Origin of the sequence: Nonlabens antarcticus (assembly GCF_015356755.1) — a bacterium.
Taxonomy (GTDB): Bacteria; Bacteroidota; Bacteroidia; order Flavobacteriales; family Flavobacteriaceae; genus Nonlabens; species Nonlabens antarcticus.
In genome coordinates, this window is the sequence record NZ_JADFCO010000063.1 from 50,512 (window position 1) to 71,712 (window position 21,201).

General features: G+C 36.6%; 24 protein-coding genes. 8 read left to right on the forward strand and 16 right to left on the reverse strand.

All coding sequences use genetic code 11. The features are described 5' to 3' along the window. The 16 genes from IQ282_RS04515 to IQ282_RS04590 form a co-directional block, all read right to left on the reverse strand. Positions 1 to 1,062, reverse strand: a complete 1,062-nt coding sequence (locus tag IQ282_RS04515) for a class I fructose-bisphosphate aldolase (protein WP_026754864.1) — start codon at positions 1,060 to 1,062, stop codon at positions 1 to 3. 11 nt (positions 1,063 to 1,073) lie between these two features. Next, positions 1,074 to 2,087 carry a type II glyceraldehyde-3-phosphate dehydrogenase gene (locus IQ282_RS04520; protein WP_026754865.1) on the reverse strand — a complete coding sequence of 338 codons (1,014 nt, stop codon included), beginning with the start codon at positions 2,085 to 2,087 and terminating at the stop codon, positions 1,074 to 1,076. Between the two features lie 70 nt (positions 2,088 to 2,157). Beyond that, the gene (locus IQ282_RS04525) at positions 2,158 to 2,412 is read right to left on the reverse strand and encodes a heavy-metal-associated domain-containing protein (protein ID WP_051605472.1); all 255 of its coding nucleotides are present in this window, start codon (positions 2,410 to 2,412) and stop codon (positions 2,158 to 2,160) included. 15 nt (positions 2,413 to 2,427) lie between these two features. Further along, positions 2,428 to 3,792 carry an APC family permease gene (locus tag IQ282_RS04530; RefSeq protein ID WP_121344932.1) on the reverse strand — a complete coding sequence of 455 codons (1,365 nt, stop codon included), beginning with the start codon at positions 3,790 to 3,792 and terminating at the stop codon, positions 2,428 to 2,430. A 7-nt stretch (positions 3,793 to 3,799) separates the two neighbouring features. After that, positions 3,800 to 5,155 (reverse strand): NAD(P)/FAD-dependent oxidoreductase, encoded by a 1,356-nt coding sequence (locus tag IQ282_RS04535; RefSeq protein WP_121344446.1) that lies wholly within the window; start codon positions 5,153 to 5,155, stop codon positions 3,800 to 3,802. A gap of 33 nt (positions 5,156 to 5,188) precedes the next feature. Further along, the gene (locus tag IQ282_RS04540) at positions 5,189 to 5,650 is read right to left on the reverse strand and encodes a universal stress protein (RefSeq protein WP_121344447.1); all 462 of its coding nucleotides are present in this window, start codon (positions 5,648 to 5,650) and stop codon (positions 5,189 to 5,191) included. Positions 5,651 to 5,700: 50 nt separating this feature from the next. Then, positions 5,701 to 6,162: a universal stress protein gene (locus IQ282_RS04545; protein ID WP_026754869.1), complete on the reverse strand. Its 462-nt coding sequence runs from the start codon at positions 6,160 to 6,162 to the stop codon at positions 5,701 to 5,703. A 45-nt stretch (positions 6,163 to 6,207) separates the two neighbouring features. Further along, entirely contained in the window at positions 6,208 to 6,834 is a 627-nt protein-coding gene (locus tag IQ282_RS04550) for a lycopene cyclase domain-containing protein (RefSeq protein WP_228547219.1), read from the reverse strand. Between the two features lie 114 nt (positions 6,835 to 6,948). Next, the gene (locus IQ282_RS04555; protein WP_117157962.1) at positions 6,949 to 7,227 is read right to left on the reverse strand and encodes a DUF5676 family membrane protein; all 279 of its coding nucleotides are present in this window, start codon (positions 7,225 to 7,227) and stop codon (positions 6,949 to 6,951) included. Between the two features lie 17 nt (positions 7,228 to 7,244). Continuing rightward, entirely contained in the window at positions 7,245 to 7,463 is a 219-nt protein-coding gene (locus tag IQ282_RS04560) for an SHOCT domain-containing protein (protein ID WP_117157961.1), read from the reverse strand. A gap of 19 nt (positions 7,464 to 7,482) precedes the next feature. Continuing rightward, a complete protein-coding gene (locus IQ282_RS04565) occupies positions 7,483 to 7,701 on the reverse strand; it encodes a heavy-metal-associated domain-containing protein (RefSeq protein ID WP_034886844.1) in 219 nt (72 codons plus the stop codon). Between the two features lie 12 nt (positions 7,702 to 7,713). After that, complete coding sequence (locus IQ282_RS04570) at positions 7,714 to 7,971, reverse strand: hypothetical protein (RefSeq protein ID WP_034886845.1); 258 nt, start codon at positions 7,969 to 7,971, stop codon at positions 7,714 to 7,716. Between the two features lie 25 nt (positions 7,972 to 7,996). Beyond that, the gene (locus tag IQ282_RS04575) at positions 7,997 to 8,458 is read right to left on the reverse strand and encodes a hypothetical protein (RefSeq protein ID WP_121344449.1); all 462 of its coding nucleotides are present in this window, start codon (positions 8,456 to 8,458) and stop codon (positions 7,997 to 7,999) included. Between the two features lie 159 nt (positions 8,459 to 8,617). After that, on the reverse strand, positions 8,618 to 9,220 hold the full coding sequence (locus tag IQ282_RS04580) for a WG repeat-containing protein (protein ID WP_121344450.1): 603 nt from the start codon (positions 9,218 to 9,220) through the stop codon (positions 8,618 to 8,620). Between the two features lie 70 nt (positions 9,221 to 9,290). Further along, positions 9,291 to 9,872: a helix-turn-helix domain-containing protein gene (locus IQ282_RS04585; protein ID WP_121344451.1), complete on the reverse strand. Its 582-nt coding sequence runs from the start codon at positions 9,870 to 9,872 to the stop codon at positions 9,291 to 9,293. Between the two features lie 172 nt (positions 9,873 to 10,044). Further along, on the reverse strand, positions 10,045 to 10,467 hold the full coding sequence (locus tag IQ282_RS04590; protein ID WP_026754879.1) for an HYC_CC_PP family protein: 423 nt from the start codon (positions 10,465 to 10,467) through the stop codon (positions 10,045 to 10,047). 292 nt (positions 10,468 to 10,759) lie between these two features. Between IQ282_RS04590 and IQ282_RS04595 the strand changes: the two genes are divergently transcribed. From IQ282_RS04595 to IQ282_RS04630, 8 genes are all read left to right on the forward strand, one after another. Further along, positions 10,760 to 11,176 carry an HYC_CC_PP family protein gene (locus IQ282_RS04595; protein ID WP_194850698.1) on the forward strand — a complete coding sequence of 139 codons (417 nt, stop codon included), beginning with the start codon at positions 10,760 to 10,762 and terminating at the stop codon, positions 11,174 to 11,176. Positions 11,177 to 11,280: 104 nt separating this feature from the next. Then, positions 11,281 to 15,033 (forward strand): efflux RND transporter permease subunit, encoded by a 3,753-nt coding sequence (locus IQ282_RS04600; RefSeq protein ID WP_026754881.1) that lies wholly within the window; start codon positions 11,281 to 11,283, stop codon positions 15,031 to 15,033. Then, on the forward strand, positions 15,030 to 16,247 hold the full coding sequence (locus IQ282_RS04605) for a TolC family protein (protein WP_121344453.1): 1,218 nt from the start codon (positions 15,030 to 15,032) through the stop codon (positions 16,245 to 16,247). Before IQ282_RS04600 ends, IQ282_RS04605 begins: the two co-directional genes overlap by 4 nt. Continuing rightward, complete coding sequence (locus tag IQ282_RS04610) at positions 16,244 to 18,613, forward strand: multicopper oxidase domain-containing protein (protein ID WP_070237423.1); 2,370 nt, start codon at positions 16,244 to 16,246, stop codon at positions 18,611 to 18,613. Before IQ282_RS04605 ends, IQ282_RS04610 begins: the two co-directional genes overlap by 4 nt. Before the next feature lie 19 nt (positions 18,614 to 18,632). After that, positions 18,633 to 19,019 carry a DUF302 domain-containing protein gene (locus tag IQ282_RS04615; RefSeq protein ID WP_008991354.1) on the forward strand — a complete coding sequence of 129 codons (387 nt, stop codon included), beginning with the start codon at positions 18,633 to 18,635 and terminating at the stop codon, positions 19,017 to 19,019. Positions 19,020 to 19,076: 57 nt separating this feature from the next. Beyond that, positions 19,077 to 19,679, forward strand: coding sequence for a DUF3347 domain-containing protein (locus IQ282_RS04620; protein WP_070237424.1), 603 nt, complete (start codon positions 19,077 to 19,079; stop codon positions 19,677 to 19,679). Next, positions 19,680 to 20,132 (forward strand): heme-binding domain-containing protein, encoded by a 453-nt coding sequence (locus tag IQ282_RS04625; protein ID WP_121344455.1) that lies wholly within the window; start codon positions 19,680 to 19,682, stop codon positions 20,130 to 20,132. Positions 20,133 to 20,155: 23 nt separating this feature from the next. Then, positions 20,156 to 20,716 carry a DUF3347 domain-containing protein gene (locus tag IQ282_RS04630; RefSeq protein ID WP_121344456.1) on the forward strand — a complete coding sequence of 187 codons (561 nt, stop codon included), beginning with the start codon at positions 20,156 to 20,158 and terminating at the stop codon, positions 20,714 to 20,716. Positions 20,717 to 21,201: the final 485 nt, after the last annotated feature.

Sequence of the window (21,201 nt, forward strand, 5' to 3'; positions counted from 1 at the left end):
TTATGCAATACTAATTTTATGGTCTAAATAAACTTTTTGAACGGATTGTAATACTTCCACACCTTCACCGAAGGGCTTTTGAAACGCCTTTCTTCCCATAATCAGCCCAGAACCGCCAGCTCTTTTATTAATTACTGCTGTAGTAATCGCTTCCACTAAATCAGACTCTCCTTTAGAGCCACCACCGGAATTAATTAATCCGATCTTCCCCATATAGCAATTAGCCACTTGCAACCTGCATAGGTCAATGGGATGTTTTGTTGTCAGCGTTTCATACATTTCATCATCATATTTTCCAAATCCTATCTCCCTAAAACCAAAATTGTTTGTTGGCAATTTTTGTTTGATGATATCAGCTTGAATAGTAACACCCAAATGATTGGCCTGTCCAGTTACATCGGCAGCGGCGTGATAATCTTCTTTTTCGGTTTTAAAAGCTTCGTTTCGGGTATAGCACCATAAAATGGTAGCCATACCTAAATTATGGGCTTCTTCAAAAGCTTCAGCTATTTCTTTAAGCTGTCTGTTACTTTCTTCGGAACCAAAATAGATAGTTGCACCGACGGCAACTGCTCCCATATCCCACGCAGCTTTTACTTTGCCAAATAAGGTTTGGTCATATTTATTGGGATAGGTAAGTAGTTCGTTGTGGTTAATCTTTACGATAAAGGGAATTTTATGGGCATATTTTCTAGCGTTCAATCCCAATACACCAAAGGTGGAAGCCACGCCATTACAACCTGCTTCCATCGCTAATTTTATAATATTCTCTGGGTCAAAATAATCCGGATTTTTATAGAAAGAAAAAGCTGCACTATGCTCGATACCTTGGTCTACAGGCAGGATGCTCAAGTAGCCTGTACCACCAAGATTTCCGTGGTTATACAATTGTGAAAGACTTCGTAGTACCTGCGGATTTCTATTACTTTGAGTAAATACCCTGTCTAGGCTTGTCTTACTAGGTGTTTGCAATTCGTCCTTGGTTATTTTTTCACAAACGTGATTCAAATAGAAGGACGCTTTTTCACCTAATAGTTCTGTAATATTTATATTTGTTTTCATTGGAATAAGATTTAATGAATTCCTAAACTTTCATTTGTTTTGGCGATGGATTTGGCACCATCTGTTTCAATTCCAGTAAGTGCTCTGATGGCATCAATCGTTTCTGGGATTACAATGGCTTGGTTATCGACCACGTAGGCATAAAAAAGTTCATCTCCCACTACCTTCAGCATATCTTCCCAAAGGGCTACTTCGTACATATCGCCCCAAGGTCTTCCCATATCCAAGAACATTTCTTTAATGGTGTTGTTTGAAACCAGGCCTTGGTCATATTGAATTAGTTTGATACGACTAGACGTTTTAAAAGCATTTAAGACTTCTTCTTTCGAGACTTGCTTTTTTAACTTCACGTTCCAATAGTGCATATGGCTTAATGTTTCTGGAACTTTTACTGCGGAAGTGATGACGTCCAAATCAGGATCTACGCTTTTAGCGTCAGGACCTTGATGGCTTGGAATATCTCTTTCTGGAAGCATTGTGTTCATAATTCCGCCCAAATGACTTTCCCAAGGATCTGTTGCTCTTCTTAAAAGTGTTCCTCTGGCATAATCCAATAAATCGGCTCTTTTTAAAGCGGTCAACGTCCTTAAAATAGAAGTGGTGTTGCAAGAAACAACTCTTGTAGCATCTAGATTTAGAGCTGATTGATAATTGTTTTCAGCACTAAAGGAATGGCCTGTTGTTTCGTGTTTTTCGCCTCCGTGCAAAATAAATTTGATGTTTTGTTCTTTATAAATTGCGACATTTTGAGCCGCAATCTTTTTAGGGGTACAGTCCACGACGAGATCTGATTTTTTCAACAGGTCGTGCATATCGCCTTTTACTGAAATACCTTCGGATTTCATTTTATCAGTTGCTTCTGGGGTGGCTGCATAGATATCGTACTCTTTTCTCACGGCATTTTGAATGCGCCAATCGCTAATGATATCGCACACGCCCGAAAGCTTCATATCGTCCTGTAGATTGATGGCATCGGCCACTCTTTTTCCAATGACTCCGTATCCTATAACTGCTATATTTTTCATTTTCTAGTTTATAAATATGTTGTTGAATAAATCTTAACTTTTTCTTTTACTCCGAGTTTTAATCAGGTTTTTAACTGCAACAGGATCCTCCTGATTTTTTTTGATTTTTATCCCCTTCTGCGCCCGCGATACTATAACCACCTGCTTTTACCAAGGCTTGACTGAGTTGCGTTTTGCTTATAGATTCATTTGCTTCAATAACTGCTTGGGGTGGATTCAGACTTACTTCTACCGTTTGTACTCCCTCAATTTGTTTTAATGCTTCTTTAACATTTTTAACACAACCTCCGCAGGTCATTCCTGTAATTTCAATTTGTTGTTTCATTTTTTTGATTTTAAATTAATTAACTTGATTTTCTATTATTTTTGATTTATCCTCGCCCATTCCCATTGGCATATTGCCATCATCATCTGTATGCGAAATCATAAAAAAACGTTCCGCAACAAGAATCAGGATAATTCCAATTGCTGCTACGATGAGCACCATTGGATCATTCAGATATTTTATATATAGAAAAGCTGATAGTACTGCTATATCCATTACAATGGCTATTAAAGGAATGATGGGTTTAAATTTTACCTCGTTCTTTAAGTGGCGAAAAAGCCCCCAATGGATAGCGATATCCATAATGAGATAGAAAATAGCGCCTATAGAAGCGATTCTTGTTAAATCGAAAAAGGAAGTGAGTAAAACGGCAAGGGCAACCGTAAATATGAGTGCTGGATTTTTAAAATTACCCATTTTTTTTAAAGAGGGTATTTGTTTCATATTACTCAACATCCCCAATAAGCGCGATGCCGAAAAGACACTGGCGATAACCCCTGAAAAGGTTGCTACAATAGCGATTGCTATAGTAAACCATAAACCCCATTCCCCAAAAACAGGTTCGGCTGCTGCTGCCAAAGCATAATCTTTTGCCTTTATTATTTCAGGGATACTCAAACCGCCTGCAACAGCAAGTGCCAAGGCCACATAGATAAGTGTGCAGATAAGAATAGAAATCACAATGGATCTTCCAAGGTTTTTGTGTGGATTTTTGATGTCTCCACCTTGATTCGTGATTGTTGTGAACCCTTTATAGGCAAGGATTGATAATGCCAATGCCGCTACAAAGCTTAGCCCTTGTGGTAGCGTTTCGGTATTTTGTGGGATATAGTCTCCTGTAATATCTGCAAATCCGGAAGCTACTAAACCTGCAATGGCGAGCAATGCAATACCACCTACTTTAATAATTGCTGTAAATGTGGCCGTTGCTCCAATCACTTTATTTCCTAGAATATTTATGACATACGCTGTTACCAAAAGTAGAATACCAAGAATGGATGCATAACCAGCATAACTTTCTGGGAATAATCGAAGGGTATATGCGCCAAAGGTTCCCGCGACCAAACTTTGTGCAACGACCATTGAAACATACATTAGTAAAGAATAGACACCTGTGGTCGTTCCAGGTCCATAGGATTTATTGAAAAACTTAACCACCCCCCCAGATGACGGAAAGGCATTTGAGAACTTCACATAAGAATATGAACTAAAACCTACCACGATAGCACCTGCAATAAAAGCAATCGGAAATAAATCGCCTACCAATTCAGCTATTTGTCCCATAAGTACAAATATGCCAGCACCTATCATTACACCTGTACCAAGAGAGATGGAACCTATTAGGGAAAGCTTATCGTTTTCATTTGTGGTGTTTTTCATTTGTAAATTATTTCTTTGTGTTATTAATTGAAGATTTTGGTTCAAAATTTCTAATAATTAGGCGATTGCTCTTTTCATAAGTGAAATAGCTTACCGCCCAATTAAAACCAACCATCAATCTATTTCTAAATCCGCTTATGGATAATAAGTGTACAATTGACCACAGCAACCAAGCGAAATAGCCTGCAAATTTAAATTTGCCTAAATCGGCAACCGCTCTGCGTTTTCCTACTGTTGCTAATGAGCCTTTGTCTTTATATTCAAAAGGGTTTACGCCCTCATTCTTAATAATTTTCAATAATATATTACCCAAATACTTACCTTGCTGAATAGCTGTTTGTGCTACTTGCGGATGCCCCTTTGGCGTTTCTTCTGTAATTACAGCCGCTATGTCGCCTATGGCAAAAATGTTGTCATAGCCTTCTACCATTAAAAATGAGTCGGTTTTTAAGCGATTGCCCCTAACCACGTGTTTTTCATCAATACCTTTTGGGAACTGTCCTTTAACACCCGCCGTCCAGATTAGGTTTTTGGCTAAAATGGTTTTTCCACTTTTGGTTGTTACTATTGAGCCGTCATAATCGCTTACCGATTCATTGAATAGTACCTTTACATCCAAGTCCTTCAAATATTTCAGGGTTTTCGTAGATGCTTTTTCAGACATCGTACTTAACAATTCATCAATGGCCTCTATCAAATAAATGTTCATAATGGAAGAAGGGTACTCGGGATAATCCTTAGGAAGAATGTATTTACAGAATTCAGCCAAAGCTCCTGCCATTTCCACGCCAGCTGGACCACCTCCAACGATGACGAAATTTGTTAAGGCATCACGTTCTTTGTCATCACAAGTGATTGCAGCTTGTTCTAAATTTTGCAGCATCATATGACGAATATTTAGAGAATCGCGAATGTCCTTCATCCCAAGACTATGGGACTCGACATTGTCCATACCAAAAAAATTAGTAGTTGTTCCCGTTGCCAATACGAGATAGTCGAAATGAACGCTTCCCTTATTGGTTATAATGGTGTTTGTAGAAGGTTGGATTTCTTCCACTTCAGCCAAACGAAACAATACGTTTTTATAGCCATTGATTTGTTTTCTAAATGGAAAAACAATACTGTCAGGCTCCAAAGCACTCGTTGCTACCTGATAAAATAATGGCTGAAACTGGTGGAAGTTATTTTTATCGAACAATACTACCTGCACCTCTTTATGTTTTAATTTTTCAACCAATGCCAAACCTGCAAACCCACCACCTATAATAACAACACGAGGTAAATTAGTATCTGGAAGGCAGATTTCATCTGTTATCTTGCAAGCAGATTCTGTAATAGCAGTATTTGAATGGTTGACGTTCATATTTAGTTTTTATACATTGTTATTAGCCATAGATTATTTTGCATCCTTGTCTTTCAAAATCATTACTGAACATTTGGCTTGGGTTGCTAAATATTGTGAAACAGAACCCAATAAAAGACGTGAAAATGCCCCTTGACCTTGTGACCCGACCACGATTAAATCTGCTCCGAACGATTCTGCTTTTTCTAAAATTTCTTTTTTTGGAAGACCGCTGATAACACTTGTTGTGATATTAAGCGATTCATTTTCTTCTTTTAATATCTTGATGGCTTCGGAAATAATTTTATCCCCTATTATTTGTGCATTTTTTATAGCTTCATCAGGGTATTTATAAAGTGTTGCTGTTGTTGAATGTAACCCTGATGTTGGCAACGCACGATACTCATAAACATTTATGATGCAAACTTCACTTTCCTTTGGTAATGGAAATTTTCCAAGTTCCTTAATGGCAACCTTGCTAAAATCAGAACTATCTATGGCTAACACTATTTTCATAATTTGAATGTTTTTAAAGATTAGATTGCTTGAAGCTCATTTACAAATGCTTAAGCATTTTCTTTTTCTTTTACAATTAATACCGAGCATTTGGCGTGTGTTGCTAGATATTGTGAAACAGAACCTAATAAAAGACGTGAAAATGCTCCTTGCCCTTGCGAACCGACTACAATTAAATCGGCATCAAAAGATTCCGCTTTTTCCAAAATTTCTCTTTTTGGAAGACCGCTGATTACATTTGTTGTTATAAGAAGTGAGCGATTTTTTTCTTTCAATACTTTACCAGCTTCGGAAACAATCTTTTTCCCTATTTTTTCAGCATTGGCTATAAATTCTTGATAATACACGTCAAGAGTTACTGTTGTGGATATGAGTTCTGGGGTTGACATCGCAGGATGTTCATAAACGTTTATTATACTAATTTCACTGCCCTGTGGTAATGGAAATTTTGCAAGTTTCTTAATGGCAACCTTGCTAAAATCCGAGCCATCTACTGCTAATACTATTTTCATAATTTGAATGTTTTATTGATTAAATATCCTATGCTTTATTCTTTTTTATATAGGTTTAAATTGATTACTTGTTTTATTTGATTTTATGAGTTTCCGCCAATAGATGTGTTCATATAATCCAGACCAGAACATCCCAAAAGTGAAGGCGAATAATAATTCTTCAATAGGAATGCCCAAGACAAGAATATGGGTCAGGTTGTCAAGATTCCAGTACAACTCCACATATTGAGGATAGAACGGAAGGATGCTTCCGAAATAAATGAAGTACAATACCGTAAACAGAATTCCCCCAACCCAAATCTTTCCTTTTAAATCTGGGCGACAATAAAGAGTCGCCAATCCACCTATGAACAAAGCTATAATGCCGCAATAAATGTGATTGAGCGACGTAAAAAGCGCCAGAATGATGAATACAGCTGCTGGTATAAAAAGTATAAAAATATGCAATCGGTGCCTGCTATGACTTCGTTCGCTATGCGGTATTTGGGCAAGTCCTCTTTTAAAAATAAGGTTGTAGAGTACAGTGCCAATGCCACCTATTGCGAAAGAGAAAATCAAACTTTCGATATCGAAGCCTGTTTTTTCGGCCAAATCAAAAAGCGAAGGTGGAAACCAATATTCTGGTACAAACAACGGTTCTGTTAAACCAAAGGGCATCGTAATCAGGCTCATTTTGAGCATTTCTTTTCTATGCCCTTTTTTTGAAAAATAGATTATTGCCCAAAGGGCAAGAATAATTAGTGACCATATAAACCAGACGTATTGCATAAATCCTAAAAGGTTTTTTTACTTTTTTATTTTTATTTGCGCATTATAAAAAGCGCCAATAGAAGCGCCTATAAGCCACCAAAGGATAAAAGTTTGTACGATACCCATTAACACTTCTAATAGGGGAATATCCATTCTAATGATATTGGAAGTGTCCAAGCCGTGCAATAAGCTATTGAAAAAGATGATTGAACCTTCCCGTCCTGCTGTAGCCATTACTATCATACAGCCCAAATAAATTATGGTTCCTGTAAGACCGAAGGCAAATCCGAGTTTTTTTACGTTTAAGCGATGCATAATTTTATAGTTTAAGATTAGTTGTCCGAGTTTAAAATTTTTTTAGATTCTTCATAGTCTTCCTTGGATATTTCGCCTTTTGCATAGCGTTTTTTAAGAATATCCAGTGGGCTGTCCTTCATTGTTTTTTGATAGGGTATATCTGCTGGGATAAAGAATATCCAAGCAAGTAAGATGACCCATATAATCCACCATATTAGGTGCATTCCTCCAAAGTGTCCGTCGTATAAATGCATAGTTTTTAGGTTTTAATTGTTATTGATTAAGTTCTGTGATTGTATATCCATTGAGCTCATCGAGTTGCTTTTGCAAGTCGGCAACCGAAAGTGCTTCATTCATCGTGATACGTGTAGCTCCTTTTGGTGCCAGAAAAATTTCTGCCTTTTCGATATTGGGATGTTCTTCCAAAGTCTTCTTGACCCTTGCTACACATCCACCACAACTAATTCCGTTTATTTGAAATTTTTGTTTCATTGTATATAGTTTTTAGTGATGTTGATGTCCTTTGTGTTCTTCTTTTGTTTCTTGTTCAGAATGATTGTGGTCGCTATCCTGATGCTTATGATTATTGTGCCTTCCGTGTCCGTGTGAACCGTGGGGCATAAACAGATGGATGCCGAACATAAAAAGGATGAAAATAAATAGTGATGAACCACCTCCTATACCAAATGAGGGCGCTAAAAAGATGAACAATAGTGGTAGCCCACAACCTATGACCATCCAAATCCAGTGATTGTTTTTCATTGTTTTTGTATTTAGAAGTTAAAAATTAATGATGCTCGGTATGATCCTGTTTGTTTGGACTATTCATATTCTGCATATCCATTCCTTTTTCGCCCATCATCTTTGAGCAAGATTCCATACAGTCCTCGCTCATCATTCCTTTTTCGTGCATCATTTTCATCATTGTTCCCATCATTTTTCCGTCATTCATCATTTGGTTCATCATCGAATGCATCATTATACTGTCCTTCATCATCATTTGCATTCCTTCTCCTTGCATCATAGAGCCCATCATTTTTTTGTTGCCCTGCATCATTGCCATTGTGTGTTGACTGCCGTGCATACTTTCCATAAACTCGGTCATATAATCGTGGTTCTCGGTAATGGCATTAAACACCTCCGTACGAGTTTCAGGATTTTCCAAAAGTGCTTGAGGATCTGCTCCTTGGTTGCAACTGCTTAAGCTTAAAAGCCCGATTGTTGATAAAACAATTAGTAATGTTTTCATAATTTTCTATTTTATTGAGTTAAACTTTTATTTTTATAAACCCATTCCCAACAATCCACAAACCGTAGTTTAGGGAATGGGTTATCAGCTATTAACTGTCAGATTTAAAAAGGTTTTCAATCTTCTTTAATTTCATTTCTGTCCGGAACTTTTTCGTTGTTATTCAATTTTTTTTAAACGCCATTTCTTGTTGCTGTCTTTAATGGCCACTAAATTTTCCGAAATGAATTTAGATGTTATGGTAGGTGGATTTTTACCCTCCTTATCTTTAGGCGATATGTGAATGGCCAATTGAGTTAGATGGTCAATGGCTTTTCCTTGTTTATCTATAACTACTTCAAAATAATGGTAGCTAACGACGTCTTTGTTGAAAATGTCATTATAGCCTATGGTCTCTTTTTCAACTTTTAGTACCAATGCCTTATCATATTCGAAATTGGTCGCATTCAAGAATTGAGGTGTAATGACAGTTTTTCCAGTTTTATCGATATAGCCATAATACAGTATGCCATCTTTTTGATGGGCAATCAAGCATTTTTCGTTACTGAATATGGGGTAGGTTGCATTTCCTGTTTTGGTTAGCACCAAATCATTTCGAAAATCAATGATTACTTTGCCGTCTTGGTCAATAAACCCCCATTCGTTCCCTTTTTTAATGGCAGCTACTTCATTGTTAAAAGGCGAGATGTACTCTAAATTTTCTATAGTTTGTGCAATCCCTAGAAACGGAATTAATACTAATGTGATGAGTAGTTTTTTCATTTTAGTTTGATTTATTTTGATAAAATTAATGATTGCCTTAAGCGTTTATCTGCATAACTTTCGTTGTTATCTACATAATTTCATCGTAAAAATTTCTTTTCCAGTTTTCAGTATTTTTATAATCGGTCATACTCACTCCAATTACTTCTTTGAACTGTCTAGACAGATGGTTTACGCTGCTGTAGTCCAATAAGTACCCTATATCTGAAAAGGAATGTTGTTTGAGTTGAATGAGCTCTTTAACTTTCTCTATCTTTAATTTGATAAAGTACTTTTCAATGGTTGTCTGTTGATTTGCTGAAAATAATTTACTCAATGTCTTGTATTCCCTATGAAGGCTTGATGCCAATAGTTCAGATGTTTTTACTTTGATATGTAATGGTAGCTCTTGCAATTGTTCAATTAGAATAATCTTGATTCTTTCTACGAGCATTTCTTCTTCGTTCTGCACTATTTCAAAATCATTGGCGTGAAGCACGGTTGTTACTGCATTGATAATTTCATTGTTGGTTTTTTTTGGTGCTTCTACCAATAGTCTTCCCAGTTCCAATGAAAGTACAGTTACTCCAAGTTCTTGTAATTCCTGCATAATTACTTTTAAACAGCGGTTACAGACCATATTCTTAATCCAAAATTCCTTTGGTTCGCTCATAGTATAGAATGTATTGTCATTGAGTTTTAACTCAATGGTTTGAAAGGATAAGACCTAACAGGGTTAATGGTGTTATAGTGTTGTTGAAAATGGGGTACAACAATTTTTAGCCAGAAGTGAAACTGTGGCTATAGATGCAATGCAGATTAAATTTAACCTGCGCAGTAGAAATTTAAATTAAGAAGGTCTCGTTGAGAATTATTATATCTGTAGAGAGCAATGGTGGCCTGTAGGCTCTATAGGAAATTACGTTTTCATCTAATCCTTCAAAAAGATTTATATAGGAATAGACGAATGTGTTTAAGAAAACGATAGTCTCGGTTGTGAGTATTGTATTAGACTTTTTAAAAGTATCATCTCCTTCTTTTACAATGGTCTGATTATCGCAACAGTCTTTCTCTTGTATGGAAGTACATTTTTTGGTATTATCATCTTTTTTTTTCACAATCTCCATACAAGATTTCGCTTTACTAAAAAAAGCCATATCTACTAATTTATTGCAACAAAAATGCATATCTACCGTAAAGGAAGAGGTAGAAAACAGTATTGATACTGCTAAAAAGAAGGACAATATTTTGGCAAAAGTAGACTTCACGCTTAAAGATAGTTAAATTTTGTTTAACATTTGATTTTTAGTAACTATATGATATTTTATTTAATAAATTCATTATCAGAATTTTATGTATAGAGTATAGAGATATATTTTACGAAGATAATTAACAAACTTCAACAAGAATATGACTTTCGTCATATAAAATTTAATATAAAAGGTGTCTATTTGTACATAATTCTTAAGACAGTTTGATAGATAAATCCATTGTATTTTTATGCTGTAAAAAAGTTAAATACAGGAATTAGAATTATTTTTTCATAACTTTGCAACAATAATGAAAGAAATATTTCATAAAATAGCGTCATTTTCTTTAGCACTTATTGTGTTATTATCAACAGTATCTTTTACTGTTGATAGTCATTACTGTGGCGATACTTTAGTGGATACTTCTTTATTCGGTCACGCTGAAACCTGCGGTATGGAAGTTCAACAGCAATCGAATTCATCAGAGTGTGATATCTCCAAAAAAGGTTTTTGTAGTGATGAACAAGTGATTGTTGAAGGTCAAGATACTTTAAAAACGTCGTTCGACAAATTGGATAAAGACCAACAACTGTTTGTTGCTGCTTTTATCCACACCTATATAAATTTGTTTTTCGAATTTCAAGAAGATTTAAATTCATATAGAGATTATACACCTCCTCCCTTGGTCAGGGATATTCAAGTTTTAGACCAAACCTTCCTTATTTGATTTTTAAGTAATTAGAACTGTAGTCCTACATTAATTTGTTTTGGACCTTTGTGCTTGTTTGTCACTTTTTAAACAAGATTTATAATTACTTAATAATCATTTCTATGCTGAATAAAAGCATCAAATTTCTAATAGAGAATAAACTCGTCGCAGTTTTAATGCTCACCCTATTTATAGGTTGGGGCGTTGTAAACGCACCTTTTGGTTGGGACACCGGCTTTTTACCATCTAATCCTGTTGCTGTAGATGCTATTCCAGATATTGGGGAAAATCAACAAATTGTTTTTACCAAGTGGCAAGGTCGCTCACCACAAGATATTGAAGACCAAATTACCTATCCACTTACTACTTCGCTTCTGGGTATTCCTGGTGTAAAGACCATTCGTAGTTCCTCTATGTTTGGGTTTTCCAGTATCTATATCATCTTTGAAGAAGATATTGAATTCTATTGGTCACGTAGTCGGATTTTAGAGAAACTAAATTCACTGCCAGCCAACCTATTACCAGATGGCGTAAATCCATCTTTAGGACCCGATGCCACAGGTTTAGGTCAAATATATTGGTACACGTTAGAAGGGCGTGATGAAAAAGGAAATGTAACTGGAGGCTGGGATTTGCAGGAGCTGCGTAGTATTCAAGATTACTATGTAAAATACGGATTGTCCTCGGCAAGTGGTGTTTCAGAAGTTGCCTCTATTGGCGGTTATGTTCAGGAATACCAAGTTGATGTTGACCCTGAAAAAATGCGCCAATACAGTATTAGTTTAAGCGATGTTGTAAAAGCAGTAAAGGAAAGCAACCAAGATATTGGCGCGCAGACACTGGAAATAAATCAAGCAGAATATTTAGTTCGTGGTTTGGGTTATGTAAAATCTGTGGCTGATATTGAAAATGCAGTAGTTACTTCAGAAAATTTTACTTCTATACGAATCAAGGATATCGCAAAAGTAAATTTAGGACCACAGACCAGACGCGGTATTCTTGATAAGGAAGGTGCCGAAGTTGTGGGTGGTGTCGTTGTGGCTCGTTACGGTGCAAACCCAATGGAAGTCATTAATAACGTCAAAGATCAAATAGCTGAACTTTCAACAGGACTACCAAGCAAAGTTTTAGCTGACGGTCGCACTTCACAGGTAACTATTGTCCCATTTTATGACCGAACAGAACTCATTCAAGAAACACTTCATACGCTTAATGAAGCTCTTACACTTGAAATCTTAATTACCATTTTGGTCATCATCGTGATGGTGTTCAACCTGCGCGCATCTATTCTTATTTCAGGATTATTACCTGTTGCCGTATTAATGGTATTTATTGCGATGAAACTATTCAATGTAGATGCAAATATTGTTGCCTTATCAGGTATTGCTATAGCCATTGGTACAATGGTGGATGTAGGCGTCATACTTGCCGAAAATATGATTCGGCATTTGGAAGATGAAAAATTACGCTTTAAAGAAAGTGGAATAGAATACACAACAAATGAAATTGTCTATAATGCTACTGCTGAGGTTTCAGGAGCTATTTTAACAGCTGTACTCACAACTATTATAAGCTTCATACCAGTATTTACATTGATAGGTGCTGAAGGCAAACTATTTAGACCACTGGCATTTACTAAAACAATGGCACTTTCTGCGGCCTTGGTTATTGCTCTTTTCTTGATACCACCATTTGCCGCATTCTTGTTTAGGAAAACGAATATTAGAGAACGTTCTAAATATATTCTCAACGGTTTGCTTATTATTCTTGGCATCACTGCCATTGTTTACGGCTATTGGTTAGGGCTTATCTTAATAGCTTATGGCGTTGTTGCGCTCTTGAGCGTAAGAGATATTATAACAACTAAAAGAGCTAATTTATTTCACATAATTATTTCCTGCATTGCTATTGTGTTCTTGCTTGCTGAATATTGGCGACCGCTCGGTTTTGATCGGAGCATCTTAATGAACTTGATTTTTGTAGCGATTATCTGTTTTGGGTTACTGGGTGTGTTTTCAATTTTCCAAAGGTATTATGACAATATATTACGCTGGGCACTTCAAAACCGACTACTGTTTTTAATCATTCCAACAACGGTGTTTATTTTAGGAGTGGTTATAATGCGAAATACTGGTAAAGAATTTATGCCATCGCTCAACGAAGGTTCATTTCTTTTAATGCCTACTTCTTTACCACATTCTGGTGTAGAAGAAAATAAGCGTGTACTGCAACAACTCGATATGGCGGTTGCCACGATTCCAGAAATAGAAACAGTAGTAGGAAAATCAGGTCGAACAGAATCCGCGCTCGACCCTGCACCACTATCGATGTATGAAAATATGATTCAGTATAAATCTGAATATATGCGGAATGAATCTGGAGAGCGCCAACGTTATAAAATGAATGATGACGGATTGTTTGTATTGAAAAATGAAAAATTCATCATCAACCCAAATAACGAAATCAGTGACGATGCAAACTACGAAGCATCTCAGCTTAAAACAAACGCAACTAATGAAGATTTAATTCCAGATGATGATGGGGAATACTACCGTAACTGGAGACCAGAAATAGTCAGTCCTGATGATATTTGGAATGAAATAGTTAAGGTCACTAAATTCCCTGGAGTTACCTCTGCACCGAAACTACAACCTATCGAGACAAGATTGGTAATGCTTCAAACTGGAATGCGAGCACCGATGGGCATCAAAGTGAAAGGGCCTGATTTAAAAACCATTGAAGCTTTTGGTTTGCAATTGGAAGGTCTTTTGAAACAAGCCGAAGGTGTAAAAGAACAAGCTGTTTTTGCAGACCGTATTGTAGGTAAACCCTATTTGTTAATTGATATTAAAAGAGAGCAATTGGCGCGGTACGGAATTTCAATTATGGATGTTCAAGAAGTACTTCAAGTCGCCGTTGGTGGTATGCCACTTACCCAAACAGTAGAAGGTCGCGAGCGTTATGGGGTTCGTGTTCGCTACCCAAGAGAGTTGCGTGGCAACCCAGAAGACCTTAAAAAGATTTATGTACCTGTGGAAAAAGGAAGTCCTGTTCCTTTAGGCGAGTTGGTGGATATTCGCTATGAACAAGGACCGCAAGTAATTAAAAGTGAAGACACCTTCCTTGTGGGGTATGTACTTTTTGATAAGCTAGATGGTTTTGCCGAGGTAGATGTGGTTGAAAATGCGCAGGCTTTGTTTAAAAAGAAAATTGAGGCTGGCGAGTTGATCGTTCCTAAAGGAATCAGTTACAAATTTACAGGTACCTACGAAAATCAATTACGGGCAGAGAAAACACTTTCTGTTGTAGTGCCGCTCGCACTTGTAATCATTTTCTTGATTCTATATTTCCAGTTCAAATCAGTCAGCACATCGCTTATGGTATTTTCAGGAATTACTATAGCCTTTGCTGGTGGTTTCATTATGATTTGGTTATACGGCCAAGATTGGTTCTTCAATTTTAATCTTTTCGGGGAAAATATGCGAGACCTGTTCAATATGAAAACCATTAATTTAAGTGTGGCGGTTTGGGTAGGCTTTATTGCACTTTTCGGCATTGCTACAGATGATGGCGTGGTAATGGCAACCTATCTCACACAGTCCTTCGATAGAGAAAATCCAACGGACAAAAAGGGAATTCGACAGGCAACGCTTGAAGCTGCCGGCAAGAGAATACGCCCTTGTTTAATGACAACGGTAACTACCATTCTGGCACTATTACCCATCCTCACATCCACAGGAAAAGGAAGTGATATAATGATACCTATGGCAATCCCAATTTTTGGTGGAATGATTATCGATATTACCTCTTATTTCTTATTACCAGTGCTATTTAGCTGGAAGAAAGAATATCAATTAAAACGAGCTACAAAATGAGATATATAATTTTAATAGGACTTGTTTTTTTCGCTTTCGCGGAAGTAAATGCACAAGATTTAGCTTCCTATATTCAGGAAGCTGAAAAGAACAATCCTGAAATTCAGGCTTTTGAACTGCGCTATAATATAGCTGAAGAAAAGGTAAATGAAGTTGACTGGTTACCAAATACAGAGATTGGCGTAGGCTACTTTATAAGTGAACCAGAAACCCGAACAGGGGCGCAACGTGCACGTTTTTCAGTAAAGCAAATGTTGCCTTGGTTTGGAACCATATCAGCAAGGGAAAACTATACTTCATCAATGGCCGAAGCCCAATTTGTTGATATAGCGATTGCAAAAAGAAAACTTTCGTTATCAGTATCCCAATCCTATTATAAACTCTATGCCATAAGTGCAAAACAGGGTATTCTGGATGAGAATATAGAACTTCTGGAAACCTATGAACGCCTTGCATTAACCTCTGTAGAAGTGGGAAAGGCATCAGCGGTTGATGTACTTCGCCTTCAGATAAGACAGAACGAGTTGATTCAGCAGAAAGAAGTGCTGGAACAAGATTATTTGGCGGAGCAAGCGCTCTTTAATAATCTTTTGAATCGTGATGAAAATATTGCCGTAGAGGTCGTAAAGCAGATGATAATTCCCGAAGAAGATGTGTTTATTTTGACTGACAATCTACAGCTTAACCCAGAACTTATTAAATACGATAAATTATATGAATCTATCGAAGAAGCCGAATTATTAAACCAAAAAGAGAGTGCGCCCAATATCGGTTTTGGTTTGGACTATGTGCCTGTATCAGAACGTCCAGATATGAATTTTTCCGATAATGGTAAAGACATTGTGATGCCTATGGTTTCTATTTCAATTCCCATTTTCAATAATAAATATAAGTCAGTGACAAAGCAAAATGAATTGAAACAATTGGAAATAAAATCACAGAAAGAAGAGAGGCTCAATAACCTTGAAACACGTCTTGCACAAGCTATTTATAATAGAAATACAATGAGAATTAAGTTTAATGTACAAACAGACAATTTAAAGCAGGCGAATGACGCCGAAGAAATTCTCATTAAGAATTACGAAACCGGAACTATAGATTTTAACGATGTGCTCGATGTACAAGAATTGCAGTTAAGGTTTCAAATCAATTTAATCGAATCTAATAGAGGGTATTATACAGAATATGCCATCATAAATTATTTGACAAAATGAAAACAATAAAAATTATTACGCTATTACTTTTCACAACTTCAATTTTTGCCCAAGTAGGCACAAACGGAAATGATAGAAAGGAAGATGGGCGACCTGTTAAGGAGTATAACCTTACCATTGAGGAAAACGAAATGACACTTGGAGGTGTTACTGCCAATGCAATGACCATCAATGGAGGTATCCCTGGGCCTGTTTTGGAATTTAATGAAGGAGACCTTGCTATAATCAACGTAACCAATAAAATGGATGAAGAAACTTCAGTGCATTGGCACGGATTGATACTTCCCAATTTTTACGACGGGGTTCCATATTTAACTACCCCACCGATTGAGCCAGGAACAACCTTCCAATACAGGATTCCAATCAACCAATCGGGAACATATTGGTACCATTCCCACACAATGCTACAAGAACAAAAAGGTGTTTATGGGTCTATTATCATTCATCCAAAAGAGAAAACCTTGGAATATGATAAAGATTTAGTCGTGGTATTATCAGATTGGACCAATGAAAAACCAATGAATGTATTACGAAACCTTAAAAGAGGTAACGAGTGGTATCAAGTTAAAAAAGGCACAGCAGTGCCATTAAGTAGGGTCATTTCAGAAGGTGCCTTTGGTGCTCAACTTAAATTTTGGAGAGACCGTATGGAAGGGGCTGATATTGCAGACATTTATTATCCCGCATTTTTGTCCAACGGTAAAAAACTGGCAGAGTATCCAGAATTTACGGCTGGCGAAAAAGTAAGGCTTCGCTTCATTAACGCATCGGCTTCTACCTATTATTGGATGGACTTTGGCGGAGGTAACCCAATGTTGGTTTCCAGTGATGGTGTTGACGTGCAACCCGTTTCCAAAAGCAGATTTCTCTTTGGCATAGCCGAAACGTATGATGTAATTGTAACTATTCCAGAAGGAACTATTGAAATTACCGCAACCGCTCAAGATGGTTCAGGTCATACCTCTATACAGTTAGGTAATGGCACTCTTTACCCAGCCAAAAGAATTGATAGACCTGATAAGGTAGCGATGATGAAGCAAATGGCTAAAATGGATATGAAAATGGGAGCACCTGCAATGGTTGGAAACAAGAAGAAGAATACACCCGAAGTTTTAATGCAGAAGTACGGAATGAAGATGAATATGAAGGACGGCGAGATGAAAATGGGGAACGATAAGATGTCGATGAAAGATGGCAAAATGAATGACCAAATGGATATGAAGATGGATGATACAATGGGAATGAAAAAAGACTCGATGTCAATGAGCCATAATGGAGCATCAAATAAAATGGAAGGTCATATGCACAATATGCCAATGATGCAGAAGGATTCTACTTCTTTTGATTATGAGGAGCGAAAGACATACTTCAACTATGATTTTTTAGAGGCAAAAGAAAAAACTGAATTTAAGGCAGATTTACCAGTAAATGAAGTGTTGCTTAACCTAACAGGTAATATGAATCGCTATGTATGGAGTATGAATGGGGTTCCATTATCAGAAACCGATAAGATAAATATAAAAGGAGGCGAGGTAACCAGAATTACATTAAATAACCTGACTATGATGCACCATCCAATGCACTTGCACGGTCATTACTTCAGGGTCATCAATGAAAAAGGAGAACGTTCCCCATTAAAGCATACCGTGAACGTACCACCAATGCAGAAAGTTATTATTGAATTTTATAACGAAGAGTATGGCGATTGGTTCTTTCATTGTCACGTATTGTACCATATGATGGGTGGTATGGCAAGAGTGTTTAGTTACGATACCCCAAGGGATGATAGAATGAAAGATTATCCAGTTCAGAAACTTATCGATGAGACAGACCATTATTATTCGTGGGGATTGGCTCGTGCAGGTTCAAACTTTAATGAACTCTTTTTAACGTCGAGCAATATCCGAAATGAATTTGGTTTGAGAACAGAGTTCGATTACGACCAAAATCTTGAAGCCGAAATAAGTTATAATAGGTATCTGAACGATTGGGTACGTGTTTATGCAGGAGTAAATACCGAAACGTCAACACCAGATTCTTACGATACATTTAATACCGTAGGATTGGTTGGTGTAAAGTATTTTACGCCTTATAGATTTAATGTAGATGTGAGTATGGACCATCAGCTACGCCCAAGAATACGTTTGGACAGAGAATTATTGATTTTTCCAAGAATTTTTTTGGAAGGCGAATACGAATACAGAGCAGATTTTGGATGGGTCAATGATTTAGAGAATAATAAATCATTTGAAAGCGAAACACAATGGTTGGTAGGGGTTGCATACATTCTTTCGCGCAATTTTTCAATCCAAGCTAACTACAATAACCGATATGGATTGGGTGGTGGACTATTAGCAAGATTTTAAACAACTAAAAATTAAAAAGATGAACTATTATTTTAATAAAACAATCAATGGAACCTTCGAAGAGGTCATCGAGAAAGTGACACAAGGATTAAAGGAAGAAGGTTTTGGAATCCTTACAGAAATTGATGTAACAGAAACACTAAAGAAAAAACTGGATATAGACTTTAAAAAGTATAGGATACTCGGAGCTTGTAATCCGCCCTATGCACATAAAGCTTTGCAAGCAGAAGATAAAATTGGAACGATGTTGCCCTGCAATGTCATAGTACAGGAAATCGAAGCAGGTATCATTGAAGTTGCGGCCGTAAACCCAATGGCATCAATGCAAGCTGTAAAAAATGAAAAATTGAATGAGGTAGCCAGCGAAATAACTGCAATGTTGGAAAACGTCATTGAAAAATTATAAGACACTATAAAAAGGCAGTAATAATAATTAATAAACACAAACTTAAATTAAAACAAAATGAGCAAATTAAAATCAACATTAGGTATAGTTGCGATAGCATTCATAACCTTAACAGTAATGTCTTGTAAAGACAACAGCAAAGAACAAAATAGCACGGATGGAGACCATTCACAAATGAACCACGATAACAGTGATGGTCATCACGACGGCGAAAAGAAGGAAATGGCAATGAGTGGAGATAGTAATGCGCAAGCGGTATTAAATGACTATTTCAACTTAAAGAATGCGTTGGTGGGAGATGATAATGGCAAAGCCAAAGAACTTGGGGCAACCCTCGCAACATCCTTAGGAAATTTTGACGCCTCACAATATACCGATACCCAGCAATCGGAATTAAAGGATATTGTTGAGGATGCAGTTGAACACGCAGAACACATTTCAGAAAGTGATATAGCACACCAGCGCGAACATTTTAAAGTTTTAAGTAAAGATGTAATAGATATGGTAGCTATAACAGGAGCAGAGATGAAGCTTTACGAGCAGTTTTGCCCTATGTATGATGGCGGTACAGCTTGGCTAAGTACTAAAGAGGAAGTGCGCAATCCATACTATGGTAGTCAAATGTTAAAATGCGGCAAAGTACAACGTGAAATTAACTAAATGAAAATTGTAAAGATTATAGCAATAATACTGCTGGTAGCGTTCGTGGGAATTCAATTTATTCCCACTACACGCAATCAAAGTGATACTGTACCGTCAACTGATTTTATGCTGGTCAATAATGTACCAGAAACTATTCAAAAAAAGTTACAGGTATCCTGCTATGATTGCCACAGCAATAATACTCAATACCCTTGGTATAATAAGATTCAACCTGTTGCTTGGTTTTTGGAAGACCATATTAAAGAAGGCAAAGCTGAACTTAATTTCAACGAATGGGATTCATTATCCAGCCGAAGAAAAGCAAGTAAGTTAAGGTCTATTATCAAGCAGATTGAAAATGGCGAAATGCCTTTGGATTCTTACACTTTGATACATAGTGAGGCAACATTTACAGAAGCTGAAGCAGAAGAGTTAATCAATTTTATCACACAATTAAAAGATAGTTTATAAACAATAATTTAAAAGTAATTAAAATGAAAAATTTAAAAATGAGTATTGCAGCAATGCTATTGTTAGCAGTTTCTTTTACCAATGCACAGGAAAAAGAAAAAATGAACCACGATCACGGAGATATGAAAATGGACCATAGCAAAATGATGAATAAAAATAGTGACGCAAAAGCAGAAGCTATTTTAAGTGATTACTTTAATTTAAAAGATGCTTTAGTTGCGGACGATACAAAAAAGGCAGCACAAGCAGGAACAAAATTGGTAGCCTCTCTTAAAGCATTTGATATGGGTAGTTATACAAAAGAACAACAAAAAGAGCTTGCTGATATCATAGAAGATGCTACCGAGCACGCAGAACATATTTCTGAAAGTGCCATAGACCACCAACGCGAGCATTTTAAAACGTTAAGTAAGGATATTACTGATATGGTAGCTATTACGGGTACAAAAAGCACGTTATACGAGCAATTTTGCCCAATGTATGATAAAGGTAGTGCTTGGTTAAGTACAAGTAACGAAGTTAGGAACCCGTATTACGGAAGCAAAATGCTTAAATGTGGAAAAGTTCAAAAAACTATTCAATAGATAGCCTTTTGTATAAAAATATTTTCAATGTTCTGGTTTATTAGTTAACAGAAGGTTGTAAAATGATAAAGATATCCGAATAGTTTTTAAGTCCTGTCCTGGGAAGGAAAACAATGTTGATGGTTAGTGTTAGTTCCTTCCCTAGTCAGGCACAATTAATTTTGAAAAGAAAAGTTGATTTGGTTAATAGCAGCCTGCACAAGGGAGAGAGAATATATCCCTAAAATAATAACATCTCTCTTCCTATGTCAGGCAATTAAAAATTTATGATGAAGAGAAGTTTAGTGAAGAGTACTTGATTGTGAGGGGTAAACATTTGGTTGGTTTATTGGTTAATAAAGGTTGCCTCTCATTTTCAAGTATTATTTAAAGGATTTTGCATATAAAAAAGGAAGATATAACAATGAAAGAGTGTTGCAAAGACGGGTGTCAAAATACAACTGAAAAGTCTGTAGTTAGAAAATGGTTCAATTACATAATATATA